Origin of the sequence: Aminobacter sp. SR38, from assembly GCF_014843375.1 — a bacterium.
Lineage (GTDB): Bacteria > Pseudomonadota > Alphaproteobacteria > Rhizobiales > Rhizobiaceae > Aminobacter > Aminobacter ciceronei.
In genome coordinates this window covers 2,568,490-2,591,464 of sequence record NZ_CP062112.1, presented here as the reverse complement: position 1 = coordinate 2,591,464, position 22,975 = coordinate 2,568,490, and the positions used below count along the sequence as shown (strand labels likewise).

The following is a 22,975-nucleotide window of genomic DNA, read 5'->3' as shown; positions in this document are numbered from 1 at the left end:
GCAAGGCTCCGCCAGCGCCGCGACAGGTGTGCTGTCGGCGCAGTTCACATCGGCTGCTAAGTTCAGCTCCGGCGCCCGCCCAAAAAACCCCAAGCGCCGGGATGAGCGGGACCCTATGCCCGCCAAAAAAAGGGGTCAATTGTTAGAGACTGACTATTATTGGGGGGAATTTCGGCCGTTATTGCAGGTGTTTAGCCGATTTCGGGGGCGAGCGAGGCCTCGTACGCCGCGTCGATCACGGCGAGCTTCGCTGCCTGTGCGGCGGCGATTTCGCCGAGGAACCCCCTGGAAACCCACATCACCGAACTGCCGCGCTTGCCGCGCCAGCCGATGCTGCCGAGTGCTTCCGCTTCGCGCAACTTGCGGGCGAGATGCGAGCGCGAAAGCTGCAGCCACAGGCCCATTTCGGCGATCGAGGTGATGCTTGTCGACAACTGTTCGGCACCGCTGCTGGCGTCTTCCAGCCCGACGATCAGCCGTTCCATGATGATGCCGCCATTGTTGAGCCAGGTGAACAACGAAAACGTGTTGGCCGGCTCGCGGATGGCCTGCGAAGACAGCAGCCCTTCGCAGATCAGCGGCTCGATGCGGTCCATGCCGTCCGAAGTCGCCAGATAGGTGGCGAGGCGCTGGCCACCGTCGAGGCCGTCGAGCGTCGCCAGATGCACCATGATCCAGCCATGCATGGCATCGAACGTCGATTGCGACGGACGCACCGGCCGTGCCCGGCGGTCGTCGCTCTCGGGGCAATATTCGATGTAGCCGTAGTTGATCAGTTCCTTGAGGAAGGCGTCGGCGGTGTTGCGGCTCGCCACCGCGTAGGCCTGGGTCATGTCGAGGAAGCGCGACGTCAGGAGTCCTGGCTCGCCGGCGTCTCGATTGAAATAGACGGCGAAGCCGATGTGGCCCATCAGCCAGCGTTGCTGGGTGGCGAAGATGGAAGACTGCCGCGGATTGGCCTCGTAGGCGATCAGCAATGCCTGCGACTGCCGCCGGATCAGCTCCTGCAGCGCGGGGTGGCTGGCGATTTCATCCGCAGTTATCGGCAAGAATCGGCCCTCGAACTGCTCGCTATATCCACGCATCAGCCGTGATCTGTCCAGCCCCGACGAAGTAGTCCGGCTTGGGGTGATGGTCATAGCAGCCACGCCGGCAAATCTATCTCGGCAAATGACCTTTCGATCGGCCTTGCCCGAGGAAAATCAAGTTGCCACCGCAAAAATGGCCGGCCGCCGGCGCGACGACAGATTGCTGCAATGGTGCCCTGTCATTTGGCTGATCATGAAAGCGGGTTTGGCCCAATTAATAGATTGATCAATCGAATAATAGTATGTTGGCTTGGAGGGCGCCGGCGGCCGCCATTCTTCGGAGACATCGGACTGTGGAAAGTTTGTACCAAATGACGCACCACCTTCACCCCCGGGCGCGGATCGCGGCGATAGCCGCGGCGCTGCTGGTAAGCGCGGTCATGCCTGCGGCGGCTGATACTGCCGCCAATGCTGCCGCGCAGGGCGAAACCGCCAAGCGCCTGGTGTCGACCTTCGTCGTTGCCAGCGACATGACCGAATGGACGCTGTCGTTCACCGGCGTGCTTGCGGCCCGCGAGGAAGTTGCCGTCGGCGCGCCGTTTCAGGAGCAGCGCATCGCCAGCGTCGAGGTCGAGGTCGGCGATCGCGTCGAAGCCGGCCAGATCCTGGTTCGGCTCGACACCGCGATGCGCGAGAACCAACTGCATGAGAGCCAAGGCCGGCTGGCACGGGCCAAGGCAGCGCTGGCCCAGCAGCAGGCCAAGGCGGCGCAGGCGCTGGCAGCCCTGCAGCGCGCGACCCCGCTGAAACAGTCCGGGGCGCTGTCGACCCAGGCTTATGCCGACCGGGCCTCAACCGAAGCCGTCGAGCGCGAGGGCGTCGTCCTGGCGCAGGCAGAGGTCGCCCAGGCCGAAGCCCAACTCACCGAATCCCGCCGGCTGGTCGAGCGCAACGTCGTCGTGGCGCCGGTTGCCGGTGTGGTGTCCGAACGCCACGCCAATGCCGGCGCGCTGACCGGCGGGGAGCCGCTGATCAGGTTGATCGGCGACGGCGAGGTCGAGCTGGCAGCCGAGATCCCGGAACGCGAGTTGCCGCAGTTGGCCGTCGGCCAGACCGCCTCGGTCACCCTGCCGGGCGTCGCAGGCAAGATCCCGGGCAAGGTCCGCCTGATCTCGCCGAAGATCGATCGCGAGACCCGTCTCGGCGTGGCCCGCATCGCCTTCAAGACAGATACCGCCCTGTTCTCCGGCGCCTTTGCCCGCGCTGCCATCGTCGTGGCCAAGCGCAAGGCGATCGTCATTGCCGACTCGGCATTGGTCTATGGCGGCAAGGACAAGACGTCAGTCTTCGTGGTCGAGGACGGGAAGGTCGATCTCAGGCCGGTCCAGACCGGCATGCGCAACAATGGCAGGCTGGAGATCCGGGCCGGCCTCAAGGACGGCGACGTGGTCGTCGCCAAATCCGGAGCCTCGCTGCGTGACGGCGATGAGGTCGCCACCACCGACATCGACGCCAAGACCGGAAGCGTCCGGCCATGATCAGCAACATTTCCGCCTGGGCGATCCGCAAGCCGGTGCCCACCATCGTGCTGTTCGTGGTGGCGACGCTGGCCGGCATCGCCGCCTTCATGCGCCTGCCGGTCAACGCCAATCCCAGCCTGTCGTTCCCGATCGTCACCGTCGCGGTGACGCAGCCGAGCGCTGCGCCCGCCGAGATGGAAAGCCAGATCACCCGCCGGGTCGAGGGATCGATCTCCGGCCTTGCCGGGGTCAAGAACATCCGCTCGACGATCAAGGACGGTGTGTCGACGACGACGGTCGAGTTCAAGATCGGCGTCGATCCCGACCGGGCGACCAACGATGTCCGCGAGTCGGTCGGCCAGATCCGCTCCGACCTTCCGCAGTCGATCCAGGAGCCGATCATCTCGCGTGTCGACGTCGAAGGCGGCGCCATCCTCTACTTCACCATGCAGGCGCCGCAGATGTCGGCGCTGGACGCCTCGTGGTTCGTCGAGGACATGGTCAGCCGCGAGCTTCTTGCCGCGCCCGGCGTCCAGAAGGTCGAGCGTTTCGGCGGCGTCAACCGCGAGATTACCGTTTCGCTCGACCCCGACAGGCTGCTTGCGCTCGGCGTCACCGCTGACCAGGTCAACACCGCGCTGCGCGGCATCAACGTCAACGTGCCGGGCGGACGCGGCGAGGTCGGCGACCGCGAGCAGTCGATCCGCACGCTCGGAAGCGTCACCTCGTTCGACCAACTGCTCAACCTCTCGGTGTCGCTGCCGGGCAAGCGCTGGGTCCAGCTCAGCGACATCGCCACCATCACCGACGGACCGACTGAAGCGCGCGGCTTCGCCCGTTACAATGGCGACGCCGTCGTCGGCTTCTCGGTCTATCGCGCCAAGGGCTACAGCGACACTGCCGTTGCCGACGCGGTGACCAAACGGCTTGGCGAGATCACAGCGCGGACACCTGACGTCGCCTTCGTCGAGGTGATTTCCAACGTCGAATACACACTGGAAAGCTACAATGCCGCGGTGACCGCGCTGCTCGAGGGCGCCGGTCTGACGGTGTTGGTGGTGTTCCTGTTCCTGCGCAACTGGCGCGCCACGCTGATCGCCGCGGTTGCCATGCCATTGTCGATTCTGCCCACCTTCGCCGTCATGGACCTGCTCGGCTACACGCTGAACGGCGTCAGCCTGCTGGCGTTGACGCTGGTCATCGGCATCCTCGTCGACGACGCCATCGTCGAGATCGAGAATATCGAGCGCCATGTCGACATGGGCAAGCGGCCCTACCTCGCCTCGATCGAGGCGGCCGACGCGATCGGCCTTGCGGTTGTCGCCACGACCCTGACCATCGTTGCGGTATTTGCGCCGGTCAGTTTCATCGGCGGTGCCGTCGGCCAGTATTTCAGGCAGTTCGGCATCACGGTTGCCGTTGCCGTGATGATCTCGCTGGTCGTCGCGCGCCTGCTGACGCCGTTGATGGCGGCCTATCTGCTGCAGCCGAAAGGGGCCGGTCATCACGCCGCCGAACCGTCGCGGCTGTCGCGCCGCTATCTCGCGCTTCTCGGCTGGACGCTCGATCATCGCAAGACGACGTTTGCGCTGGTCTTCGTATTCTTTGCCGGCTCGGTGTTCCTTTTGTCGCAGCTTTCGACCGGCTTCGTGCCCGGCACCGACAGCAACATCTCCGACGCCAGCATCACCCTGCCCCCGGGCACCAGGCTCGACGAGACGACGCGCGTTTCCGACCACATCGTCAAGCAATTGCTGCAGCGCAAGGAGGTGGCGAGCGTCCTGGCCATCACCGGCGACGTCAACAGGGTATCGCTGATCATCAGGCTGAAGCCGCGCGGCGAAAGGCAGCTCTCGCGCAAGGAGTTCGAGCTTTCCGTGTTGCCCATCCTGGCCGGCGTGCCGGACATTCAGTTCAGCTTTGCCAGCGACTCCGGCGGCAAGGAGCTGTCCATCTTCCTCGCCGGCAACAATCCGGAGGAGCTGAACCTGGCCGCGCGCCAGCTCGAGGACGAGATGCGCAAGCTGCCGCAACTGGTCAATGTGCTGTCCAATCAACCTCCCGGAGCACCCGAGCTGCTGGTCAGGCCGCGCATGGACGAGGCGGCACGCCTTGGTGTGTCGGTGGTCTCGCTCGGCACCGTGGCGCGTATCGCCACGCTTGGCGAAACCGATGCCAATTCGGCGCAGTTCAACCTGGGCGACCGGCTGGTGCCGATCCGCGTGCTGCTCGACAAGTCGGCGCGCGGCGACCTCGAGACATTGCGCAACCTCAGGGTCGGCACCGATAGTGGCGCCGTGGTGCCGCTGGCCTCGGTGGCCGACATCGACTTCGGCGCCGAGGAAGGCAAGGTTGAGCGGCTCGACCGCAAGCGCATGGTGGCCGTCGAAGCCAATCTGAACGTGGTGACGATCGGCGACGCGATGGCGGCCGTCGAAGCGCTGCCGCTGCTGAAGAACCTTCCCGCCAGTGTCCAGCATGTGAAGTACGGCGCCTCGGAAGAAATGGGCGAGATGTTCCGCGGCTTCGCGCTGGCGTTGGTGGCGGGCATCCTGATGGTGATGGCGGTGCTGGTGCTGCTGTTCAGGAACTTCCTGCAGCCGATCACCATCTTGATCGCCTTGCCTTTGTCGCTCGGGGGTGCCGCACTGGCCCTGCTGCTCTATGGCGCGGCGCTCGACCTGTCGTCGACCATCGGCATCCTGATGCTGATGGGCATCGTCTGCAAGAACTCGATCCTGCTCGTCGACTACGCCATCGACTGCCGTGCCCAGGGCATGGCGCGTCGCGAGGCGCTGATGCAGGCGGGCATGACCCGTGCCCGGCCGATCATCATGACGACGATCGCCATGGTCGCCGGCATGGTGCCGGCGGCGGCCGGCATTGGTGCAGACGCAAGCTTCCGGGCGCCGATGGCGGTAGCGGTGATCGGCGGCCTGATCACCTCGACGCTGCTCAGCCTAGTCGTGGTGCCGGTCATGTTCACCTCGATGGACGACCTCAACGCCTGGTTCGCCCGCCGCCTCAAACGGCTGACATCGGTGACCGAGGCCGACCGCGCAGAAGGCGAGCTGATCGCCGAACGGGCGAGGGGCTGACAGGCCTGAGATGCGGGAGGCTGGCTGCCGGTCTCTTGCCCCAAGAGTTTCCAGCGTGACGGCGGCGAGCCGCCACGTTTCATTTCAAAACGACGGAGAGACAGATGACAGCGACCTTTTACGCGACAGAACGGGCAGGTGGCCGGGACAAGCCGGCCGCCGCCTTTGAAACCATCGATCTTTGTGCCCGCGCTGAGGCGCGTGGCCGACCAAGGACATATGCCTATGTACAAACTCGACCCGGCACGGTTTGCCGTCGCCGAACCTCTGCTTGATCGTCTTACTGCCACACACGCCAGCATCGAGGCGGTGGCCTCCGGCGTGCTTGACGGCGATATCTGGGTGGATGATCCAACCCGGCCCAGGGTGGCGCTGCTTTGCGAAGGTGGCGACGGCTACTATCTCGCCGGCGACGTCGACCACCAGCCGTCCTATGCGGCCTTGAAACGGACGATCCCGCATACCGCCTATCTGATCCCCGACCGCGTGGAATGGGGTGAGGTGCTGGCCGACATCTGGGACAATCCATATGCCCGGCTGCATCGCCGCAAGGCCTTTCGGCATATCGGCGGGATGGGGAACGTTGCACGGCAGTTGCCCGACGGCTTCGAGCTCGCGCTCGTCGACCAGACACTGCTCGACCGCGGTGTATCAATCGATATCGAGACGATCACCGACCACCTCGAAAGCTGGACCTCGCCCGACCTCTTCCTGCAGCACGCCATCGGCCATTGCGTCGTCCATGACGGCACTGTTGTCAGCCATTGCATGGCCGACAGCGTGGTGGGCGACCGCTGCGAACTCGGCGTCGGCACCGAGGAGGCCTATCGCGGACGCGGGTTCGGCGCGCTGGTGACCCGCCAGACCGTCGCCCGTTGCCTCGACCGCGGCATCCGGCGGATTGGCTGGCATTGTCATGCCTCGAACGCTGCCTCGATGCGGATCGCCGAAACAAACGGCCTTGTCGAGGCGACAACCTATGTGGCGTTCAGCTCGACCTTTCCGGCCGAGAATGTCGGCGACCTATCAGCCGAGGAGTGCCTGGACTGGGCTCGTCACTATGCCGCGGCCAGCGACGACATCTCCTGGTATGCCTTCCATGCCGCGGGTTCGTTCGCGCTTGCCGGCGACCTCGATCGCGCGCTTGTCCATCTCGGGCGGCTGGTCGACGGCGACTGGAAGGGGCAGCCGGAATGGCTGGAGAACTACTGGACCTTCACCGCGCTGCGCGGCCACCCCGAATTGCCTGACATCGTCGCCAGGCAGTCACGGAAGTTCGGGGACTAACGTAAACTGACGTTGCCGGCACGCCGCCTCGCATCTTTTGCGGGGCGGCGGATCCGAAAGCGATTCCGAATCCTTCGCTCATGTTCTAAGGACTTTGTTTGCATCGGTCTGCCACATGATGGCAGCGGACAGCGGCGGAGTTTGGCACGGCAATGGATCTCTCATTCGATCTCGGGCGCGGTCCTGCGTCCTATGGACACCGGTTTCTGATCGGCCTGCAGCCCGGCCATGTGCTCGGCGACAAGGACAAGCGGCTGCTGTCGTTGCTCAGGCCTGCCGGCGTCGTTCTGTTCCGCGCCAACTTCCTGCCCGACGCGCCTTATGAGGACTGGCTCGACAATCACAGCAGGCTGCTGTCGGACGTGCGCGAATACATCGAACGTGACGAGGTGATCGTCTCGATCGACCATGAGGGCGGCGGCGTGCTGCGTCCGCCGGCGCCGATCACCGCCTTTGCCTATGCGCGTGAGTGGCCGAAGCAGGCCGCCGACGTCGGCAAGGCGATGGGCGTCGAATTGCGCTCGCTCGGCTTCAACGTCAATTTCGCGCCCGTCGTCGACGTCAATTCCAACCCGGCCAATCCCGTCATCGGCCAGCGCTCGTTCGGCACGACGCCTGACGATGTGGTGCCGGCTGCCAGGGCGTTTCTAGATGCGATGCAGGCCGAAGGCGTGCTCGGTTGCCCCAAGCATTTCCCCGGCCATGGCGATACGGCGGTGGATTCGCACTATTCGCTGCCGGTCATCGACGTCGACCCCAGGACGTTCCGCAGCCGCGAGCTCGAGGCGTTCCGTCATTTCAACGATGCGCGGACGCGCATGATCATGACCGCACACATCGTCATCTCGCAGATCGACCCAGGCGTTCCGGCGACGATGTCGAAGGTGATCCTGCAGGATATCCTGCGCAAGGAACTGGGCTATGAGGGCGTCGTCGTCAGCGACGATCTTGGCATGAAGGCGATCTCCGACCGGCTCGACAAGCCCGAGACGACCATCCGCATCATCAATGCCGGTTGCGACCTCTTGTGCATGTGCGCCTACTGGGCCGACACCGAGATCATCACGCGCATGATCGACTACATGGCGGCCGGCCTGAAGGCCGGCCAGATCAAGGAGCGCGCGCTCGAACAGTCGTTCAGCCGCGTCGCCGGCCTGCTAAAGGACCTGCCCAGCCACAAGGTCGAGCGCCTCGGTGAGGAGACTTTCGAGCAGCACGCCTCGGTCGCCCCGCTGCGCGCCCGCTCGCTGCCGGCCAACCACGGCGGCGCCACCAAGATCTAGGTCTTTCCGGCGCGGCTATTGCGCCGCGCCCTGGGCTTCCGCTGCCGTCGCGTGTTCGGCGGCGGTGCGCTCGGCATAACGCCTGGCCATCCAGGCGCAGACCATCAGCTGCAGCTGGTGATAGAGCATCAAGGGCAAGACGATCGCGCCGATCTCCTGGCCGGCGAAGATGACGTTGGCCATCGGTACGCCCGACGCCAGGCTCTTGTGCGAGCCGCAGAAGGCGACGGTGATTTCGTCCTGCCTGGAAAAGCCGAGGAAGCGGCTGGCGAAGATGGTGACTGCCAGCACCGTCGACAGCAGGAAGGCGGCGATCAGCAGCAGCACCACCAGCGACTGCAGCGGCAACTGCTGCCACAGGCCTGCGACCATCGCCTTGGAGAAGGCGAGATAGATCACCATCAGGATCGAGCCGCGGTCGACGACAGTCACCAGCCATTTGTGCCGGCCGAGCCAGCCGGCAAGCCAGGGCTGGACGAGCTGGCCGGCGATGAAGGGCGCCAGAAGCTGCAGCATGATGCCTTCGATCGCCGACAGCGACACGCCGCCACCACCGGTCTTGGCGAACAGCAGCCCGACCAGAAGCGGCGTCAGGAACATGCCGATGATGTTTGAGGCCGAGGCCGAGCACACGGCGGCCGGCACGTTGCCGCCGGCAAGGGCGGTGAAGGCGATGGACGACTGCACGGTCGACGGCAGCACGCACAAAAACAGTACGCCCGCATAGAGCGCTGCCGGCAGCACCGTCGGCACCAGCAGGCCGAGCGCCAGCCCGATGATCGGGAACAGCACGAAGGTGGTCGAGAACACCAGAAGGTGCAGTCGCCAATGTGTCATGCCGGCAATCACCGTCGCCCGCGACAGCCGCGCGCCGTGCAGGAAGAACAGCAGTGCGATGGCGATGTTGGTCGCGGTGCCGAAATGGCCGGCGAAGCTGCCTTGTGCCGGCAGAAGCGATGCCAGCACGATGCAGGCGATCATCAGCATGATGAAGGTGTCGGGGCGAAAACGTGCGAACAAGGCGTGTGATCCCTTGGCAATGAGCTAATTTTGTATACAGTATGCCAAATGCCGGTGGTATTGTGAATGGCGCATACAGGAATGATGCTCATTTCGTTTCGTGAACACAGGGAGGGATCATGTTCGATCCGATACTCCTCCAGACCTTCGTAGCGGTTGCCGGCTCGCGCAGCTTCACCGGGGCGGCGGTGCATCTGCGCCTCGGCCAGTCGACGGTTAGCCAGCACATCCGGCGGCTCGAAGTCAGCGTCGGCCGGCGGCTTCTCGTCCGCGACACCCATTCGGTGATGCTGACGCCGGACGGCGAGGCGATGCTCGGTTTCGCCCGCTCGATCCTCGACGCCAACGAACGTGCCCGCAGCTATCTGCAGGGGGCCAGGCTCAGCGGCCGCATCCGCTTTGGTGCCTCCGAGGATTTCGTCACCACCCGCCTGGCCGACGTGCTGCACAAGTTCACCGAGCGCCACCCGTCGGTCGAGCTCGAGCTGACGGTGGCGCTGTCGAGCACGCTGTTCGACTTGCTCGACGAAGGTGCGCTCGACCTCGTCATCGCCAAACGCCGCGTCGGGCTCAACCAGCAGCGCGAGGCACGCAGCGGCGTTGCCGTGCGCACCGAGCGGCTGGTCTGGGCGGCGCGCGATCCGTCGGTCGTCGAAGCCGGCAAGCCCTTGCCGCTGATCCTGTTCTCGCGTCCCGGCATCACCCGCGTCGCGGCGATCGAGGCGCTCGACCGCAAGGGCATCCCCTGGCGCATCGTCTGCACCAGCGGCAGCCTGAGCGGCTTGCAGGCAGCGGCGCGCGCCGGGCTCGGCATCATGGTTCAGCCGCGCAGCATGGTGTCGTCGGGGCTGATGGTGCTGCCGACCAGCCCGCAACTGCCGCAGCTCGAGGAAGTCGAGTTCATCCTGACCAGCGCCGCCAACGAGCCGACGGGCGTCGCCGCAGCACTTGCGAAGGAAATCCTCGACCGCAACGCCCGCCAGGAATTCGAGCTGCCGTTCCGCGAGGCGGTCTAGGCCCGGCACCCGGCGGGTCGCACCTTTCGAGCAAAAAAATAGTCAGTATACTGCTTAAATTGATCGGAGAGCCATATGGACGTGATGATCATCGGCGCAGGCATCGGCGGGCTGACATTGGCCCTGATGCTGCACAAGGCGGGCATTGCCTTCCGCGTCTACGAAAGCGCGCAGGAGATCAGGCCGATCGGCGTCGGCATCTCTATCCTGCCGCATGCCAGCCGCGAGTTGACCGAGCTCGGCCTGCAGCCAGCACTCGCCGAGGTGGCGGTCACGGCGCGAGAATCCTGCTTCTTCAACCGCTTCGGCCAGCTGATCTACAAGGAACCGGTCGGTACATTTGCCGGCTATGATTACCCGCAGTTCCAGATTCATCGCGGCGACCTGCAGCAGATCCTCTACGCAGCACTCGTCGAGAGGGCCGGCCCGGATTGCGTCGTTACCGGCTGGAAATGCATCGATGTCGAACAGACGGCGGATGCGGCGATCGCCCGTTTCGTCGACGGCCGCACCGGCGAAGACCGGCCCGTCCAGACCGGTGCCGCAATCGTCGGCTGCGACGGCATCCACTCCGTCGTGCGCCGCAAGCTTGTGCCCGACGATGGCGGCCCGATCTATTCCGGCGTCAACATGTGGCGCGGCACGACCTGGTGGAGGCCCTATCTCGGCGGCGCGAGCTACGTCCGCGCCGGCTGGCTGACGCATGGCAAGATGGTCATCTACCCGATCCGCAACAAGCTCGACGCTGACGGTCGCCAGCTGATCAACTGGGTCGCCGAGATCGAGACGCCTGATTATCACCAGCAGGACTGGAACCGCCGCGGCCGGCTCGACGACTTCATTCATGCCTTCGCCGACTGGAGCTTCGATTTCCTCGATGTGCCCGGCCTGATCCGAGGTGCCGAGGCGATCCTCGAATATCCGATGGTCGACAAGGATCCGCTCGCCCGATGGAGCTTTGGCCGGCTGACGCTGCTCGGCGATGCCGCCCACCCGATGTATCCGCGCGGCTCCAACGGTGCCGGCCAGGCGATCCTTGATGCGCGTGCGCTTGCCGACTGCTTTGCGTCGGGGGGCGATGTCGCGGCTGTGCTCAAGGCCTATGAGGACAAGCGGCTGCAGGCGACCGCGGCTGTCGTGCGCACCAACCGCTCCACTCCGCCCGACGTCATCCTCAAGGAGGTCCATGAGCGCACCGGGGACCGCCCTTTCGCGCGGCTCGATGACGTCATCACCCAGGACGAACTGGCAGCGCTGTCGAACAGCTACAAGAAGGTCGCCGGCTACGACAAGGCAACGGTAGCCGAGCGGCGAAGGTGAGGGGTGGGCGCGCTCAGGCCAGATAGCCGACTATTCTGGTCCTGCCGTCACGCAGCTCGATCGAACATCTGCCGATCGGGCCGAGCAGGTCCGTGAGGTCGGCATCGAATTCCATCCATACAATGGACCGAAGTTCGACCGGCCCGAATTCGATGGTGTCGATGTAAGGCCAAGGGCAGGCTTAGTCCAAGTGGAAAGCGCATCTGTCGGATATTGGCGGCATCGATGAATTGAACCGTCATGCATCTCACATCCTTGCGCGTGGCGCGCACTGCGGCAATCAGTTTCCGCCACTTGGTGTCTGACATGAAGGCGCGCGAGAAGGTGGCTCTTGCCAAACGGCCGCCGGCACCCGGGTCGAGGATTTCCGGTCTTTTCATGGCCCGCTGCATGACCCCAAGATTTGACCCGTTGCAACAGGCCGAGACTTGTTGTTGTTGAGTGGAGCGGTTGAACCGGGAGCGATGCAGACCTTGTCATGCATCTTTCATGGCTGATCGAGAACAAGACAGTTTTGCCGAAGCTCCTCCGCGCCAGGGCGTGGGCCTATTGGCGCCGATATTGGTAAATTGCTTTGCCGCCTTATCATCTGGTGACGTAGGGTGTTCTTCATGAACCGTGGCATCTCGGCAGCTTTGACGCTTGCACTACTGCTGTGCGCATTTCCCGGCCACTCGGCGGCGGCTGAACGCCCCTCAAGCAACGATTTGCTGCGACAAGGATACCAGCCCGTTGCCGCAGGCCGGCTGACGATGAAGCGGATTTTTGTCGTCGTGCCACGGTGGACGGGCTTCCTCTGGATGATCAGATCGTATCGATGGCGGGAGAAGGCAAGGTTCCCGGGGGGGGGAGCTTGAAGCCATATTGGGCCGCCATGGTGCTTTCCTGAGGGTGGCGCGGGGCACGGAAGAATATGTCTGTGTTCTCTACAAGATAGATACGTGCCGCTGCGTAAGAAGTGGAGATAGATAAAGGTGCGCGCGCGTTGCGCATCTGCTTCTCGCAATGTTGCTGCAAGACTCTCCGATTATTCATCACTGCGACATGCCATTTCGATTGGATCGTGGTTTCGACCGTGAAGGAGCATCCTTGATGAGCATTGCGAGCGACGCCCGCTTCTGGGACCGGTCTTCACGCAGATATGCCAAGGCGGCGGTGGCCGACCAAAGCGGCTACGCCCGCACGCTGGACCGGACGCGTGGGCTGCTGCGGGCCGGCGACCAGGTGCTGGAACTGGGATGCGGCACCGGGTCGACGGCGATGCTGCTGGCCGGTGACGTGAAATCCTATCTCGGGACGGATTTCTCGCCGGCGATGATCGAGATTGCCGAGGAAAAGCGGTTGGTTTGCCCGATCAGGGGTCTCCACTTCCTGACCGCTACAGCCGAGGCGCACCAGCTCGGGTCCGGGCAGTTCGAGGTAGTTCTCGGTTTCAACTACCTGCATCTGGTGCGCGACCTGCCCGGCACCTTGCGGCGCATCCACACGCTGCTGGCCAGCGACGGTCTGTTCGTCTCCAAGACGCCGTGTCTTGGCGACATGAACCCGCTGATCCGGCTGGCGCTGTTGCCAGTCATGCGTGCGACAGGACTTGCGCCGCATGCCGGTGCCTTCAGTACAGAAGAACTGGTCCGGATGATTTCTGCCGCGGGCTTTGAGGTCGTCGCGACCGAAAACCACGCGACAAAGGGCAACGACAACAGGCCCTATATCGTCGCGCGCAAGCGCTGACCGGGACGGCCGCGCCGACAGTTCAAAACGCGTCCGGCTGAAGGCTTGGATGTGCCTCGGCGAAAGCGGGCAGGGCGGCAGCGGCGCCCGCGATCTCGACCGACAGCGGGAATGCGGAAAGGTCGCAGTCGAAGCGGCGGGCATTGGCCACCTGCGGCACCAGGCAGATGTCGGCGATGGTGATCGTGTCGCCAAGGCAATAGCGGCCATGCCGGCAGCCGGCGCGAAGTGTCGCCTCGAACGACCTGAAGCCTTCCTCGATCCAGTGCCGGTACCATTCGCTGGTGTCGTCGTCGGACAACTGCCAGCGCGCCTTCAGGTACTTCAGCACGCGCACATTGTTGAGCGGGTGGATGTCGCAGCCGATGATCTGGGCGAGGCCCCTGACATAAGCGCGCCCGGCGGGGTCAGTGGGCAGCAGCGGCGGCTCGGGGTGGGTTTCGTCGAGATATTCGAGCACGGCGAGGCTTTGCGCGAAGACCTGGCCGTCGTCCACAAGCGCCGGCACCAGGCCCTGCGGGTTGAGAGCCATATAGTCGGCGGTGCGGTGATCCATCCTGGGCAGGCTGATGAAGCGGGGCTCCCAGTCGAGCCCCTTGAGCGCGAGCGCGATGCGCAGCCGATACGAGGTCGACGATCTGAAGAAGGTGTAGAGCGTGCGCATCGCCCCGGCAGTCAGTGCGACGCAGCGTTGAGGATCTCGTCGGGCGTCGACGAGACGACCTCGACATATTTCGGCACGAATTTGCGTCCCTCGATCAGGCCGACAAAGGCCGGCTTGAGCTCTTCCGCCAGCACCTTGCGGATCTTGGCGTGCTCGACGATGTCGGACCACTCGGCGATGAGGAAGAAGCGCTGCGGATCCTCGGTGTCGCGGCACAACACGCCGTCCTTCACCTGGGCCCAGGACTTGTGCATCGGATTGCCGTCCGAATAGTCGAACTCCTCGAACAGTTGGACGAATTCGTCTTCGCGTCCGTCTTCCACGCGGAAGTCGTAGATGTGAAGGAAGTTGCCTTTCGTCGCCAGCGGTTCCTGCGCCATGCTGCTCTCCTTTTCCGGTGCTCCCAATAATCATCAGTATACTGCCTTTTATTGCGTGCGCAAGGCGCAACGCCTTGCCAGGCAAAGGTTCCAGAGCGGCGGGCGTCCCGCGATTGCCGTTTCGAGGGCCGGAAGTATGCGGTGGTACCGCTCTTTCCCGCCGGTCCGGCAAGGGATAGAGATGGGCAGTGACAGGCAAGGGGAATGAGCGTGGCCAAGTCGGTTAGGACGGACGGGACGCAGAAGAAAAAAGCAACGGCCGCCGCGCCCAATCCCGAACTGCAGCAGCTCATTGAGCGGCTGCCGCTGTGGAAGCGGCCGGGCTATCTCATCCGCCGGCTGCACCAGGTCCACTACGCCCTGTTCTTCGAGGAGTGCGAGGGTTTCGGCATTACGCCGGTGCAATACGGGCTGCTGACCATCCTTTCGGGCAATCCCGATTCCGACCAGATCTCACTTGCCCAGGCGCTCGGCATCGACCGCACCAACGTCGCCGACGTGCTGTCGCGGCTGGCCCAGCGCGGGCTGGTCGAGCGCACCCGCAGCACCGAGGACAAGCGCATGGTACTGGCGCGCCTTACCGGCGAGGGCGAGAAGCTGGTCGCGGCCATGCATCCGGCGATGAGCCGCGCCCAGGACAGGCTGCTCGACACGCTCGGCGACAAGGAACGCGATGCGTTCCTGGCAACGTTGATCAGGCTGCTCGAGGCCAACAACAAATACGGCCGGGCGGCGCTCGCCACCGGAAAGTTCGGCGAATGACCGAAGGCCGTCAGGCCGATAGCGGGGGCTATCTGTTCCAGCAGGCGACGAGATGGCCGGCGGAACGCTCCGACAATTTCGGCGCTTCCTTGTGGCACTGCTCAGTCGCCAGCGGGCAGCGTGTCGAGAAGCGGCAGCCGGCCGGCGGGTTGACCAGGTCGGGGATCTCGCCGCCATAGACGATACGCTTGCGCTGGCGCTGCGTACGCGGGTCGGGCACCGGCACCGCCGACAGCAGCGCCTCGGTATAGGGGTGGATCGGATGGTCGTAGAGATCGTCGCGATCGGCGATCTCGACCATGCGCCCGGCATAGAGGATCGCCACGCGATGCGAGATGTGGCGCACCACCGAGAGGTCGTGGGCGATGAACAGGTAGCTCAGCCCCAACTCACGCTGCAGGTCCTGCATCAGGTTCACCACCTGCGCCCGCACCGAGACGTCGAGCGCCGACACCGGCTCGTCGGCGACGATGAACTCGGGCTGCAACGCCAGCGCCCGGGCAATGCCGATGCGCTGACGCTGCCCCCCGGAAAAGGCGTGCGGAAAACGGTCATGCGCGTCCGCCGGCAGACCGACGATGCGCAGCAATTCGGTGATGCGGTCGCGGGCTTCGTCGACATGGCGGATCAGTCCGTGCACCAGGAGCGGCTCGGCGACGAGGTCGATCACCCGCATGCGCGGGTTGAGGCTGGCATAAGGATCCTGGAACACCAGCTGCATGTTGCGGCGGAGCTTGCGCAGCGCCTCGCCCTTGGTGTGGGTGATGTCCTTGCCCTGGAAGACGATCTTGCCCGACGAGGCCGTGATGCGCCGCAGCACGGCGCGGCCCGTCGTGGTCTTGCCGGAGCCGGATTCGCCGACAAGTCCGAGTGTCTCGCCAGGGTGGAGGTCGAAGGAGATATCTTCCAGCGCCTTGAACGCCTTGGGCCGCCCCCAGAAGCCCTGAGCACCTGTTTCATAGGTGACGTCGAGGCCCTGCACGCTGAGCAGTGGCGGTGCTGGCGGCTGGGCTGGCACGGGGTTGAGCATCGAAAAATTCCTGTCAGGGGAAGGTGGGCGACATCAGCGGCGTTGCCCAGGCCGGTACCGACGGCCGCCAGCAGGCGGCCTCGGCGTCCGGGCGGATATGTTCGAGCTTGGGCGCCTTGCGGCAGGCCTCGCCCGACAGCGGACAGCGCTGCTGGAACGAGCAACCCTCCGGCGGCGTCACCAGGTTCGGGGGCGTGCCCTCGATCGAAACCAGGCGGTCGGACACCTCGTCGAGCCGCGGAGTCGAGCGCAACAGCCCTTGCGTGTAGGGATGCGCCGGACGCTCGAACACGTCCTCGGCCAGTCCGGTCTCGATGATCTGCCCGGCATACATCACCGCCACGCGATGGCAGAGGCCGGCGACGACACCGAGGTCGTGGGTGATCAGCACCACCGACAGGCCGAGCGATTGCTGCAACTCGGCGAGCAGTTCGAGGATCTGCGCCTGGATCGTGACGTCGAGCGCCGTCGTCGGCTCGTCGGCGATCAACAGTTCAGGCTCGCAGGCAATCGCCATGGCGATCATGACGCGCTGGCGCATGCCGCCTGAAAACTCGTGCGGATACTGATCGAGCCTACGCCCGGGAGCGCTGATGCCGACCGCGGCAAGCAGCTCTTCGGCGCGGTTGCGGGCCTGGGCGCGCGTCATGCCGAGATGCCGCTCCAGCACCTCACCGATCTGGGTACCGATCTTGAGCACCGGGTTGAGCGAGGTCATCGGGTCCTGGAAGACCATCGCCACTTCCTTGCCCCTGATGTCGCGGGCGTAACGCTCGCCATCGGAGCCGAGCAGCGAACGGCCTTTCCATCTGATGTCGCCCGAAGCGATGCGGCCGGGCAGGTCGATCAACCCCATCACAGCTTGCGCGGTGACACTCTTGCCCGAGCCGGATTCACCGACAACGCCGAGTGTCTCGCCGCGGCCGATCGACAGGGTCACGCCGCGCAGGCCCTGGACCAGCCCGCGCCTGGTGTCGAACTCGACCTTCAGCTTTTCGACCTCGAGCAGCGGCGTGCCTGTGCTGTTGGCGCTGACACTCATGAGCGGCCTCCTTGGCTTTTGGCTTCCGAGCTTTGGGCTTGCGGGCTGCGGCGGGCCCGCCGGGCGGCCAGCTTGGCGCGCTGGTAGGCGAAGCGCTTCTCGCGCTCCTGCGGGTCGGTGGTGACGCGCACCCAACTGGCGAACAGATTGACCGCAAGCACCGTGGTGGCGATCGACAGGCCGGGGAAGGTGATCAGCCACCAGGCGACGAAGATGTAGTCGCGGCCATTGGCGACATCGAGGCCCCAGCTCGTCGCCGGCGGCTGCACGCCGAGGCCGAGGAAGGACAGAGCCGCTTCCGCCAGCACGATGTTGGTGAATTCGAGGATGCCGAGCGTCAGAAGCGGCGAGGTCAGGTTGGGCAGGATGTGGCGGAAGATGACGCGCGAGGTCTTGCAGCCGATCATTTCGGCTGCCTCGACATAGGGTGTCTGCCGGACCGACAGCACGATGCCGCGGACGACGCGGGCATAGACCATCCAGTTGGTGACGACGAGCACGATGATCATGGTCGCCATGCTCGGGCCGATGACCGAGATGACCAGCAGGATCAGCAGCAGGCCGGGGAATGCCACCTGCACGTCGACGATGCGCATGATGATCGAGTCGGTGCGGCCGCCCCTGAAGCCGGCCCACAGGCCGAGCACGACGCCGAAGCTGCCGGCGAACAGCACCACAAGCACCCCGACCAGCAGCGAGGCGCGGGCGCCGTAGATGACGCGCGAAAGCACGTCGCGGCCGAGATGGTCGGTGCCGAGGATGTGTTCCCAACTGCCCTTTGGCAGCCAGGCCGGCGGCTTGAGACGCGAGATCACCGATTGGGCGGCCGGATCGTAGGGCGCCAGCAGTGGCGCGAGGATCGCCATCAGCAAAAGGGCGACGATGACGGCAAAGCCGAGCGTGCCGAGCTTGTCCTGCCAGAGCTCACGGCCGAACTCGTCGAGCCTGCTCAGCAGAGTCGGACGTTGCGCGGCGTTGCGGGCGGTTGCCACCGGCGTCGTCACAGGCATGGGGATAGCCATCTCAAGCCAACCTTATCCGTGGGTCGATGAGTTTGTAGATGACATCGAGGCCGACATTGATGACCACGATCAGAACGGCGACGGTGAAGACGATGGCCTGGAGCAGGAACAGGTCGCTCTTCTGGATCGCCTGCATTGCCGTCAGCCCGAGGCCGGGCCAGGCAAACACCGTCTCGACAACGACAGTGTAGCCGGCCAGTGCGCTGATCAGCTCCCAGCCGGCCAGCGTCACGAATGGAACCAGCGTGTTGCGCATCGCATGCACCATCACCACGCGCTTGAAATGCAGGCCCTTGGCGCGGGCGGTGCGGACATATTGCTGGTTCAGCTCGTCGATCATCGACGAGCGCACCAGCATCACCAGCCGGGCCAGCGAGGGCAGGGCCAGCGTGATTGCCGGCAGAATGTAGTAGCGCGCACCGCCCATGCCCGATGTCGGCAGCCAGCCGAGGGTGACGGCGAAGAACACGATCATCAGCAGGCCGAACCAGAATTGCGGTAGGGACAGGCCGAACAGGCCGACGAAGACGGTCGTCCGGTCGACCCAGCCACCGGGCCGGAGCGCGGCGATGGCGCCGAGCGGCAGCGACAACAGGATCGCCAGGCCGAGGCCGGCGCCGATCAGCTTCAGCGTGTTGGGCAGGCGTTCGAGCACCACGTCGAGGGCCGGCCGGCGCTGCCAAAGGCTGTCGCCGAAATCGAGGCGGGCCATGTCGCTGACGAAATCGACGAATTGCGTGGCAATGGGCCGGTCGAGGCCGATCTGCTGGGCAAAGGCCGCGCGCTGGGCGTCGGTCGCCGACAGCGGCAGCATCACCTTGACCGGATCGCCGACCATGCGCGTGGCGATGAAAACGATCACGGTCACGCCGATGACGACAAGCAGACCTTGTCCGATGCGGCGGAGCAGAAAACCACCCATAGTCCTCTCCATTGGTTGGAGCCGGCCCTCCCTTTCTGAGCCGGCTCCAGAATTGTTGCGGTTCGCTTATGCTTTTGTTCGAACCCGCAATTGTGCTCGTTATTCCGTGACCTTCATCTCCTTGACCAGGAGCTTGGAGTCGACGCGAGGCTGCCATTCCAGGCGCTTGGAGAAGCCATAGATGTCCTGCTGGTTGAGCAGCGGGACGAGATAGGACAGATCGTACGACTTCTTGGTGATGGCGTCATACATGGCCTGGCGCTTCTCGATGTCGGTCTCGGTCCTGGCGGCGCTGATCTGGTCCGACATTTCCTGGTCGCTGTTGGACGCGGAACTCGCCTTGCTTTGTAGCACGGCGGTCATTTCACGGTCGACGTCGAGCAGCTCGTTGGAGTTCGACAGGAAGATCGCATCCGGCCGTGTGTTCTTGTCGAACAACTGGTTCAGGTACTCGCCGAAGTCCTCGATCTTGATGTCGACGTTGAGGCCCGCGTCCTTCCAGTATGCGCCGACGGCCTCGATCAATTCGCGGTCCTTGAGCCAGCGCCCGGCCTCGCCGACGAGCTTGATGGTCTTGCCTTCGGCGCCTGCTTCCTTGATCAGCGCCCTGGCCTTGTCCACGTCGAAGACATAGTCGGGCAGCGACTTGTTGTAGCCGAAGGCCTTGGGGTTGACGACCTGGCCCTTGGCCGGTGTGGCGTAGCCGCCGAACAGGCTCTCGGCCAGCGCCTTGCGGTCGACCGAAATGTTCATCGCTTCGCGGACACGCGGATCCTTGGTCACCTCGTTGTCGGTCGAGACGATCATCAGGCTGGTTTCGAGGCCGCTGACGGCCGCGAATTTCGGCGCCTGCTGGGCGAACTCCGGCAGAAGGTTGGTGATGACATCGAGCTCGCCCGCCATCAGCCCGGAAAGGCGCGTGCCGGATTCGCCTACGAAGCGATATGTCACCTTGTCGATCGACGCGGCATCGCCCCAATAGTCGGCGTTCTTCTCGAGCACGATGTCCTGGCCGCGGTTCCAACTGGTGAACTTATATGGGCCGGTGCCGACAGGCGCCTCGGCGAACTTGGCGTCCGCCGCATAGGTCGCCGGGATCATCTTCATCCAGTACATGCGCGAGGGCAGGATCGGATCCGGACCGGAGGTGATGATGCGCACTGTCAGGTCGTCCACCTTCTCGGCGCCGGTGATGGTGCCGAAATAGGCGGCTTGCTCCGACTTCAGCGCCGGATCGATGACGCGTTTGACGCTGTTGACGACGGCATCCGCGTTGAACGCCTCGCCATTGTGGAACTTGATGTTGGGCCTGAGCTTGAACTCCCAGGTCTTGGCGTCGACCGGCGTCGGCGCTGCGGCGGCAAGGCCGGCGATGAGCTCGCCGTCCGGCGTGCGCGCCATCAGCGTCTCATAGACATTGTCGTTGATCGCGCGCTCGCCGCCGTCGTCGCGCACCTGCGGGTCGAGCGTCGAAGGCTCCGAACCGATCGCGATGGTGATGTCGGCGGCCAGCGCCGACAGCGGGGAAAGTGCCATGATTGCCGCCACGGCGGCGCTGCTTGTCAGTCTCGTCAGTACGTTCATTGGTCCACCCATTCGCCAAAGACAACAAAATCGACCTGATGCGCGCAGTCTTGTGCTGCGCTGATAGTGTGGGCCGCCACATCCCTCGGCCAGAAGAGTGGATTGTATGCAATCGACTGTCAAGCGATTGTTGATCAACTTTGCTGACGATGCCGGGTCGAGTTTCTGAAATTCGCCAAACGACGCCATAAATTATTGAAAATGCACAAAATTTAGAACGTGATTGCTGAAATTTCGCTCACGAATATCACGCAAGAAATCGGTCCAGCGGTTCTTTTTGGCAATTTCTTGCATATAGTATACCAAAAATGACGATGGCAAAAAGGACGACGGCGTTCCTCTGCCTTTCCCGGCGGTCACGACTGCGGAAAATACATCGCGACGACAGCCACGGCTGCGCTGGTGTTGGGCGACAAGAGTGCAAATTGCGCCAGCCTGTTGGTGCAGCGGGAGACGTTATCCTGTTTGGCTGATCTCCACCGCGGCATGAGATTGCTGGGCAATACTCGTTTCGAACAAGGAACTGCTTGTACGTTCTGTTATCGCGTTTCTCGCTGGCAGCGATGTTGAACTGTTGCCCGCGCCTGCAGTGTTACGCGGGCAGCAGGCGGGCGCCACTGTTGCGGTGGTTCAAGGAGTGGGCCGCCAGATCGGCGGGGCTGGCGTCAGCTGAAATAGCGCGGTGGCAGCCTGACCAGATCGCCGTCGAGGCGCTCGAACATGGCGGCGATGTCGAAGATGCGGTTTTCGGTCCCGCTTGACCCGACGATCTGCAACCCCAGAGGCATGCCACTGCCGGCCTTGCCGAAAGGGAAGGCCAGCGCCGGGTGGCCGGTCAGGTTGGCCAGGATGTTGGGGATAGGCTCCTCGAGGAAGTAGAACTTGTCGACTGTCTTGAGCGGTCCCGCCGGTGCGAGTGCGCCAGGCAAAAGCATGGCGTCGACAGTGGCGAGGCTGGCGTCGACCCGTCTGCGCAGCACGTCGCGCAGCTTCCGTGCCGCGACGACGTCGGCGGCGGCAAGACTTTCACCAACCAGCGCGCGACCGCGAAACATTTCGCCGAAGGCGGAGAAATTGCCGCGCACCTCGGCGCCGTAATGTGCCGCGATCTCGGCCATCATCACCACAGCGCCCGGCGCATGGAAGGTTTCGAGCGGCGGCAGGTCGAGTTCGACGATCTCGCCGCCGTTGGCAGCGAAAAGCTCGAGCGCGTTGCGCATTGCCGTTACCACTTCGGGCCGCAGGCTGGCGCCCAGCCCCCAGGCGTCAGGTGATACACCGAGGCGCATGCCGGTAAATGACGGCGCGTCGCCGGCAGGCATCGGCCCGATTTCGTGCGCCGACATCGCGGCATAGAGCCTGCAGCAGTCGTCGACACGCGCGGCGATCGGCCCGCAATGGTCCATAGAATGGGCCAGCGCATCGATGCCGTCCACGGGAACGACGCCGAAGCCCGGCTTGAAGCCGACCATGCCGCACATCGTCGCCGGCAGGCGGATCGAACCGGCGGTATCGGTCGCCACCGATCCCAGGCACAGCCCACCGGCGACAGTGACGCCCGACCCGCTCGACGAGCCGCCCGGAAACATCTCAGGGTTCCAGGGATTGCGCGCCGGCGGAAACGGCAGGTCGAAGGACGGTCCGCCGAAGGCCAGTTCATGGCAATTGGCCTTGCCGATGATGATCGCCCCGGCATCGCTGAGCCGGCGCACGACAGGCGCATCCTGCGTCGGCCTGCGGCCGAGCCGCGAATGCGAGGCGCCGGTGTTGGGCATGCCGGCAACCGCGACTATGTCCTTGACCGAGATCGGCACGCCCGCAAGCGGGCCGACAGTCTCGCCGGCCGCGAGGCGCGCGTCGAGACGCCGTGCCTGCGAAAGTGCTGCCTCGTCGGCGACATGGACGTAACCCGAAAGCTCGCCATCAAAACGCGCGATGCGGTCGAGGAAATAGCCCGTCACCTCGACGGCGGCGATCTCGCGGCGGGTCACTGTGGTGGCAAGTTCCGCAATGGAAAGCTGTTCCAGCCTGCTCATTGTTTGTCCTCTCGCTCCTGCGTGCGGGCCAGCTCTGTGACGCGCCTGGCCAGCCTGTCGAGCACTGCTATGCCGCGCGCGAAATCGGCGGCTTCCGCAGCACTTGCCTCGGGCGGCAGCGCGATCTCTTGGGAGGCGGGAGCAGGTGGGGTCACGTCGCGCATGTTTCGTCCGGTGCTGAGAGATAGGAATTGATCAGTATACGTCTGTTATGCATTGTTGGAATCGGC

General features: G+C 64.4%; 19 protein-coding genes. 8 read left to right on the top strand and 11 right to left on the bottom strand.

The genetic code is table 11. The features are described 5' to 3' along the window. Window positions 1–191: 191 nt before the first annotated feature. Window positions 192–1,085 carry a hypothetical protein gene (locus tag IG197_RS12755; RefSeq protein WP_246765371.1) on the bottom strand — a complete coding sequence of 298 codons (894 nt, stop codon included), beginning with the start codon at window positions 1,083–1,085 and terminating at the stop codon, window positions 192–194. Between the two features lie 314 nt (window positions 1,086–1,399). On the opposite strand from IG197_RS12755, the gene IG197_RS12750 reads away from it, so the two are divergent. The 4 genes from IG197_RS12750 (at window position 1,400) to IG197_RS12735 (ending at window position 8,216) form a co-directional block, all read left to right on the top strand. Next, a complete protein-coding gene (locus tag IG197_RS12750; RefSeq protein ID WP_192319263.1) occupies window positions 1,400–2,566 on the top strand; it encodes an efflux RND transporter periplasmic adaptor subunit in 1,167 nt (388 codons plus the stop codon). Then, window positions 2,563–5,646, top strand: coding sequence for an efflux RND transporter permease subunit (locus IG197_RS12745; RefSeq protein WP_192319260.1), 3,084 nt, complete (start codon window positions 2,563–2,565; stop codon window positions 5,644–5,646). Before IG197_RS12750 ends, IG197_RS12745 begins: the two co-directional genes overlap by 4 nt. 225 nt (window positions 5,647–5,871) lie before the next feature. Beyond that, window positions 5,872–6,933, top strand: a complete 1,062-nt coding sequence (locus tag IG197_RS12740) for a GNAT family N-acetyltransferase (protein ID WP_192319257.1) — start codon at window positions 5,872–5,874, stop codon at window positions 6,931–6,933. Window positions 6,934–7,085: 152 nt separating this feature from the next. Then, on the top strand, window positions 7,086–8,216 hold the full coding sequence (locus tag IG197_RS12735) for a glycoside hydrolase family 3 protein (protein ID WP_192319254.1): 1,131 nt from the start codon (window positions 7,086–7,088) through the stop codon (window positions 8,214–8,216). Between the two features lie 15 nt (window positions 8,217–8,231). Here IG197_RS12735 and IG197_RS12730 read toward each other — a convergent pair whose 3' ends face one another. Further along, the gene (locus tag IG197_RS12730; RefSeq protein ID WP_192319723.1) at window positions 8,232–9,203 is read right to left on the bottom strand and encodes a bile acid:sodium symporter family protein; all 972 of its coding nucleotides are present in this window, start codon (window positions 9,201–9,203) and stop codon (window positions 8,232–8,234) included. Between the two features lie 152 nt (window positions 9,204–9,355). On the opposite strand from IG197_RS12730, the gene IG197_RS12725 reads away from it, so the two are divergent. From IG197_RS12725 to IG197_RS12715, 3 genes are all read left to right on the top strand, one after another. Continuing rightward, a complete protein-coding gene (locus tag IG197_RS12725; protein ID WP_067955049.1) occupies window positions 9,356–10,252 on the top strand; it encodes a LysR substrate-binding domain-containing protein in 897 nt (298 codons plus the stop codon). A 75-nt stretch (window positions 10,253–10,327) separates the two neighbouring features. Next, window positions 10,328–11,572 carry a flavin-dependent oxidoreductase gene (locus IG197_RS12720; protein ID WP_192319251.1) on the top strand — a complete coding sequence of 415 codons (1,245 nt, stop codon included), beginning with the start codon at window positions 10,328–10,330 and terminating at the stop codon, window positions 11,570–11,572. 1,092 nt (window positions 11,573–12,664) lie between these two features. Then, window positions 12,665–13,303 carry a bifunctional 2-polyprenyl-6-hydroxyphenol methylase/3-demethylubiquinol 3-O-methyltransferase UbiG gene (locus tag IG197_RS12715; RefSeq protein WP_192319721.1) on the top strand — a complete coding sequence of 213 codons (639 nt, stop codon included), beginning with the start codon at window positions 12,665–12,667 and terminating at the stop codon, window positions 13,301–13,303. Window positions 13,304–13,325: 22 nt separating this feature from the next. Here IG197_RS12715 and maiA read toward each other — a convergent pair whose 3' ends face one another. Beyond that, complete coding sequence (gene maiA, locus IG197_RS12710; protein ID WP_192319248.1) at window positions 13,326–13,967, bottom strand: maleylacetoacetate isomerase; 642 nt, start codon at window positions 13,965–13,967, stop codon at window positions 13,326–13,328. An 11-nt stretch (window positions 13,968–13,978) separates the two neighbouring features. Beyond that, complete coding sequence (locus IG197_RS12705) at window positions 13,979–14,347, bottom strand: hypothetical protein (protein WP_192319245.1); 369 nt, start codon at window positions 14,345–14,347, stop codon at window positions 13,979–13,981. Between the two features lie 210 nt (window positions 14,348–14,557). On the opposite strand from IG197_RS12705, the gene IG197_RS12700 reads away from it, so the two are divergent. Continuing rightward, window positions 14,558–15,109 (top strand): MarR family winged helix-turn-helix transcriptional regulator, encoded by a 552-nt coding sequence (locus IG197_RS12700; RefSeq protein ID WP_246765370.1) that lies wholly within the window; start codon window positions 14,558–14,560, stop codon window positions 15,107–15,109. Between the two features lie 28 nt (window positions 15,110–15,137). On the opposite strand, the gene IG197_RS12695 is transcribed toward IG197_RS12700, so the two are convergent. The 7 genes from IG197_RS12695 to IG197_RS12665 form a co-directional block, all read right to left on the bottom strand. Beyond that, window positions 15,138–16,139, bottom strand: coding sequence for an ABC transporter ATP-binding protein (locus IG197_RS12695; protein WP_192319239.1), 1,002 nt, complete (start codon window positions 16,137–16,139; stop codon window positions 15,138–15,140). A gap of 13 nt (window positions 16,140–16,152) precedes the next feature. Next, window positions 16,153–17,181, bottom strand: a complete 1,029-nt coding sequence (locus IG197_RS12690) for an ABC transporter ATP-binding protein (protein ID WP_154384522.1) — start codon at window positions 17,179–17,181, stop codon at window positions 16,153–16,155. Next, a complete protein-coding gene (locus tag IG197_RS12685) occupies window positions 17,178–18,203 on the bottom strand; it encodes an ABC transporter permease (protein ID WP_246340571.1) in 1,026 nt (341 codons plus the stop codon). Before IG197_RS12685 ends, IG197_RS12690 begins: the two co-directional genes overlap by 4 nt. Window position 18,204: 1 nt before the next feature. Then, complete coding sequence (locus IG197_RS12680) at window positions 18,205–19,125, bottom strand: ABC transporter permease (protein ID WP_067955034.1); 921 nt, start codon at window positions 19,123–19,125, stop codon at window positions 18,205–18,207. A gap of 99 nt (window positions 19,126–19,224) precedes the next feature. Continuing rightward, window positions 19,225–20,709: an ABC transporter substrate-binding protein gene (locus IG197_RS12675; protein WP_192319236.1), complete on the bottom strand. Its 1,485-nt coding sequence runs from the start codon at window positions 20,707–20,709 to the stop codon at window positions 19,225–19,227. Window positions 20,710–21,374: 665 nt separating this feature from the next. Beyond that, window positions 21,375–22,745, bottom strand: a complete 1,371-nt coding sequence (locus IG197_RS12670; RefSeq protein WP_192319232.1) for an amidase — start codon at window positions 22,743–22,745, stop codon at window positions 21,375–21,377. Then, window positions 22,742–22,909, bottom strand: a complete 168-nt coding sequence (locus tag IG197_RS12665) for a hypothetical protein (protein WP_154384523.1) — start codon at window positions 22,907–22,909, stop codon at window positions 22,742–22,744. The genes IG197_RS12670 and IG197_RS12665 overlap by 4 nt, the downstream gene beginning before the upstream one ends. Between the last annotated feature and the right edge of the window lie 66 nt (window positions 22,910–22,975).

Bases quoted from the DNA above. Each gene is read 5' to 3' on its own strand.
- IG197_RS12755 (WP_246765371.1), bottom strand. From the start codon at position 1,085: ATGCGTGGATATAGCGAGCAGTTCGAGGGCCGATTCTTGCCGATAACT.
- IG197_RS12750 (WP_192319263.1), top strand. From the start codon at position 1,400: ATGACGCACCACCTTCACCCCCGGGCGCGGATCGCGGCGATAGCCGCG.
- IG197_RS12745 (WP_192319260.1), top strand. From the start codon at position 2,563: ATGATCAGCAACATTTCCGCCTGGGCGATCCGCAAGCCGGTGCCCACC.
- IG197_RS12740 (WP_192319257.1), top strand. From the start codon at position 5,872: ATGTACAAACTCGACCCGGCACGGTTTGCCGTCGCCGAACCTCTGCTT.
- IG197_RS12735 (WP_192319254.1), top strand. From the start codon at position 7,086: ATGGATCTCTCATTCGATCTCGGGCGCGGTCCTGCGTCCTATGGACAC.
- IG197_RS12730 (WP_192319723.1), bottom strand. From the start codon at position 9,203: ATGCTGATGATCGCCTGCATCGTGCTGGCATCGCTTCTGCCGGCACAA.
- IG197_RS12725 (WP_067955049.1), top strand. From the start codon at position 9,356: ATGTTCGATCCGATACTCCTCCAGACCTTCGTAGCGGTTGCCGGCTCG.
- IG197_RS12720 (WP_192319251.1), top strand. From the start codon at position 10,328: ATGGACGTGATGATCATCGGCGCAGGCATCGGCGGGCTGACATTGGCC.
- IG197_RS12715 (WP_192319721.1), top strand. From the start codon at position 12,665: ATGAGCATTGCGAGCGACGCCCGCTTCTGGGACCGGTCTTCACGCAGA.
- maiA (WP_192319248.1), bottom strand. From the start codon at position 13,967: ATGCGCACGCTCTACACCTTCTTCAGATCGTCGACCTCGTATCGGCTG.
- IG197_RS12705 (WP_192319245.1), bottom strand. From the start codon at position 14,347: ATGGCGCAGGAACCGCTGGCGACGAAAGGCAACTTCCTTCACATCTAC.
- IG197_RS12695 (WP_192319239.1), bottom strand. From the start codon at position 16,139: ATGCTCAACCCCGTGCCAGCCCAGCCGCCAGCACCGCCACTGCTCAGC.
- IG197_RS12690 (WP_154384522.1), bottom strand. From the start codon at position 17,181: ATGAGTGTCAGCGCCAACAGCACAGGCACGCCGCTGCTCGAGGTCGAA.
- IG197_RS12685 (WP_246340571.1), bottom strand. From the start codon at position 18,203: ATGGCTATCCCCATGCCTGTGACGACGCCGGTGGCAACCGCCCGCAAC.
- IG197_RS12680 (WP_067955034.1), bottom strand. From the start codon at position 19,125: ATGGGTGGTTTTCTGCTCCGCCGCATCGGACAAGGTCTGCTTGTCGTC.
- IG197_RS12675 (WP_192319236.1), bottom strand. From the start codon at position 20,709: ATGAACGTACTGACGAGACTGACAAGCAGCGCCGCCGTGGCGGCAATC.
- IG197_RS12670 (WP_192319232.1), bottom strand. From the start codon at position 22,745: ATGAGCAGGCTGGAACAGCTTTCCATTGCGGAACTTGCCACCACAGTG.
- IG197_RS12665 (WP_154384523.1), bottom strand. From the start codon at position 22,909: ATGCGCGACGTGACCCCACCTGCTCCCGCCTCCCAAGAGATCGCGCTG.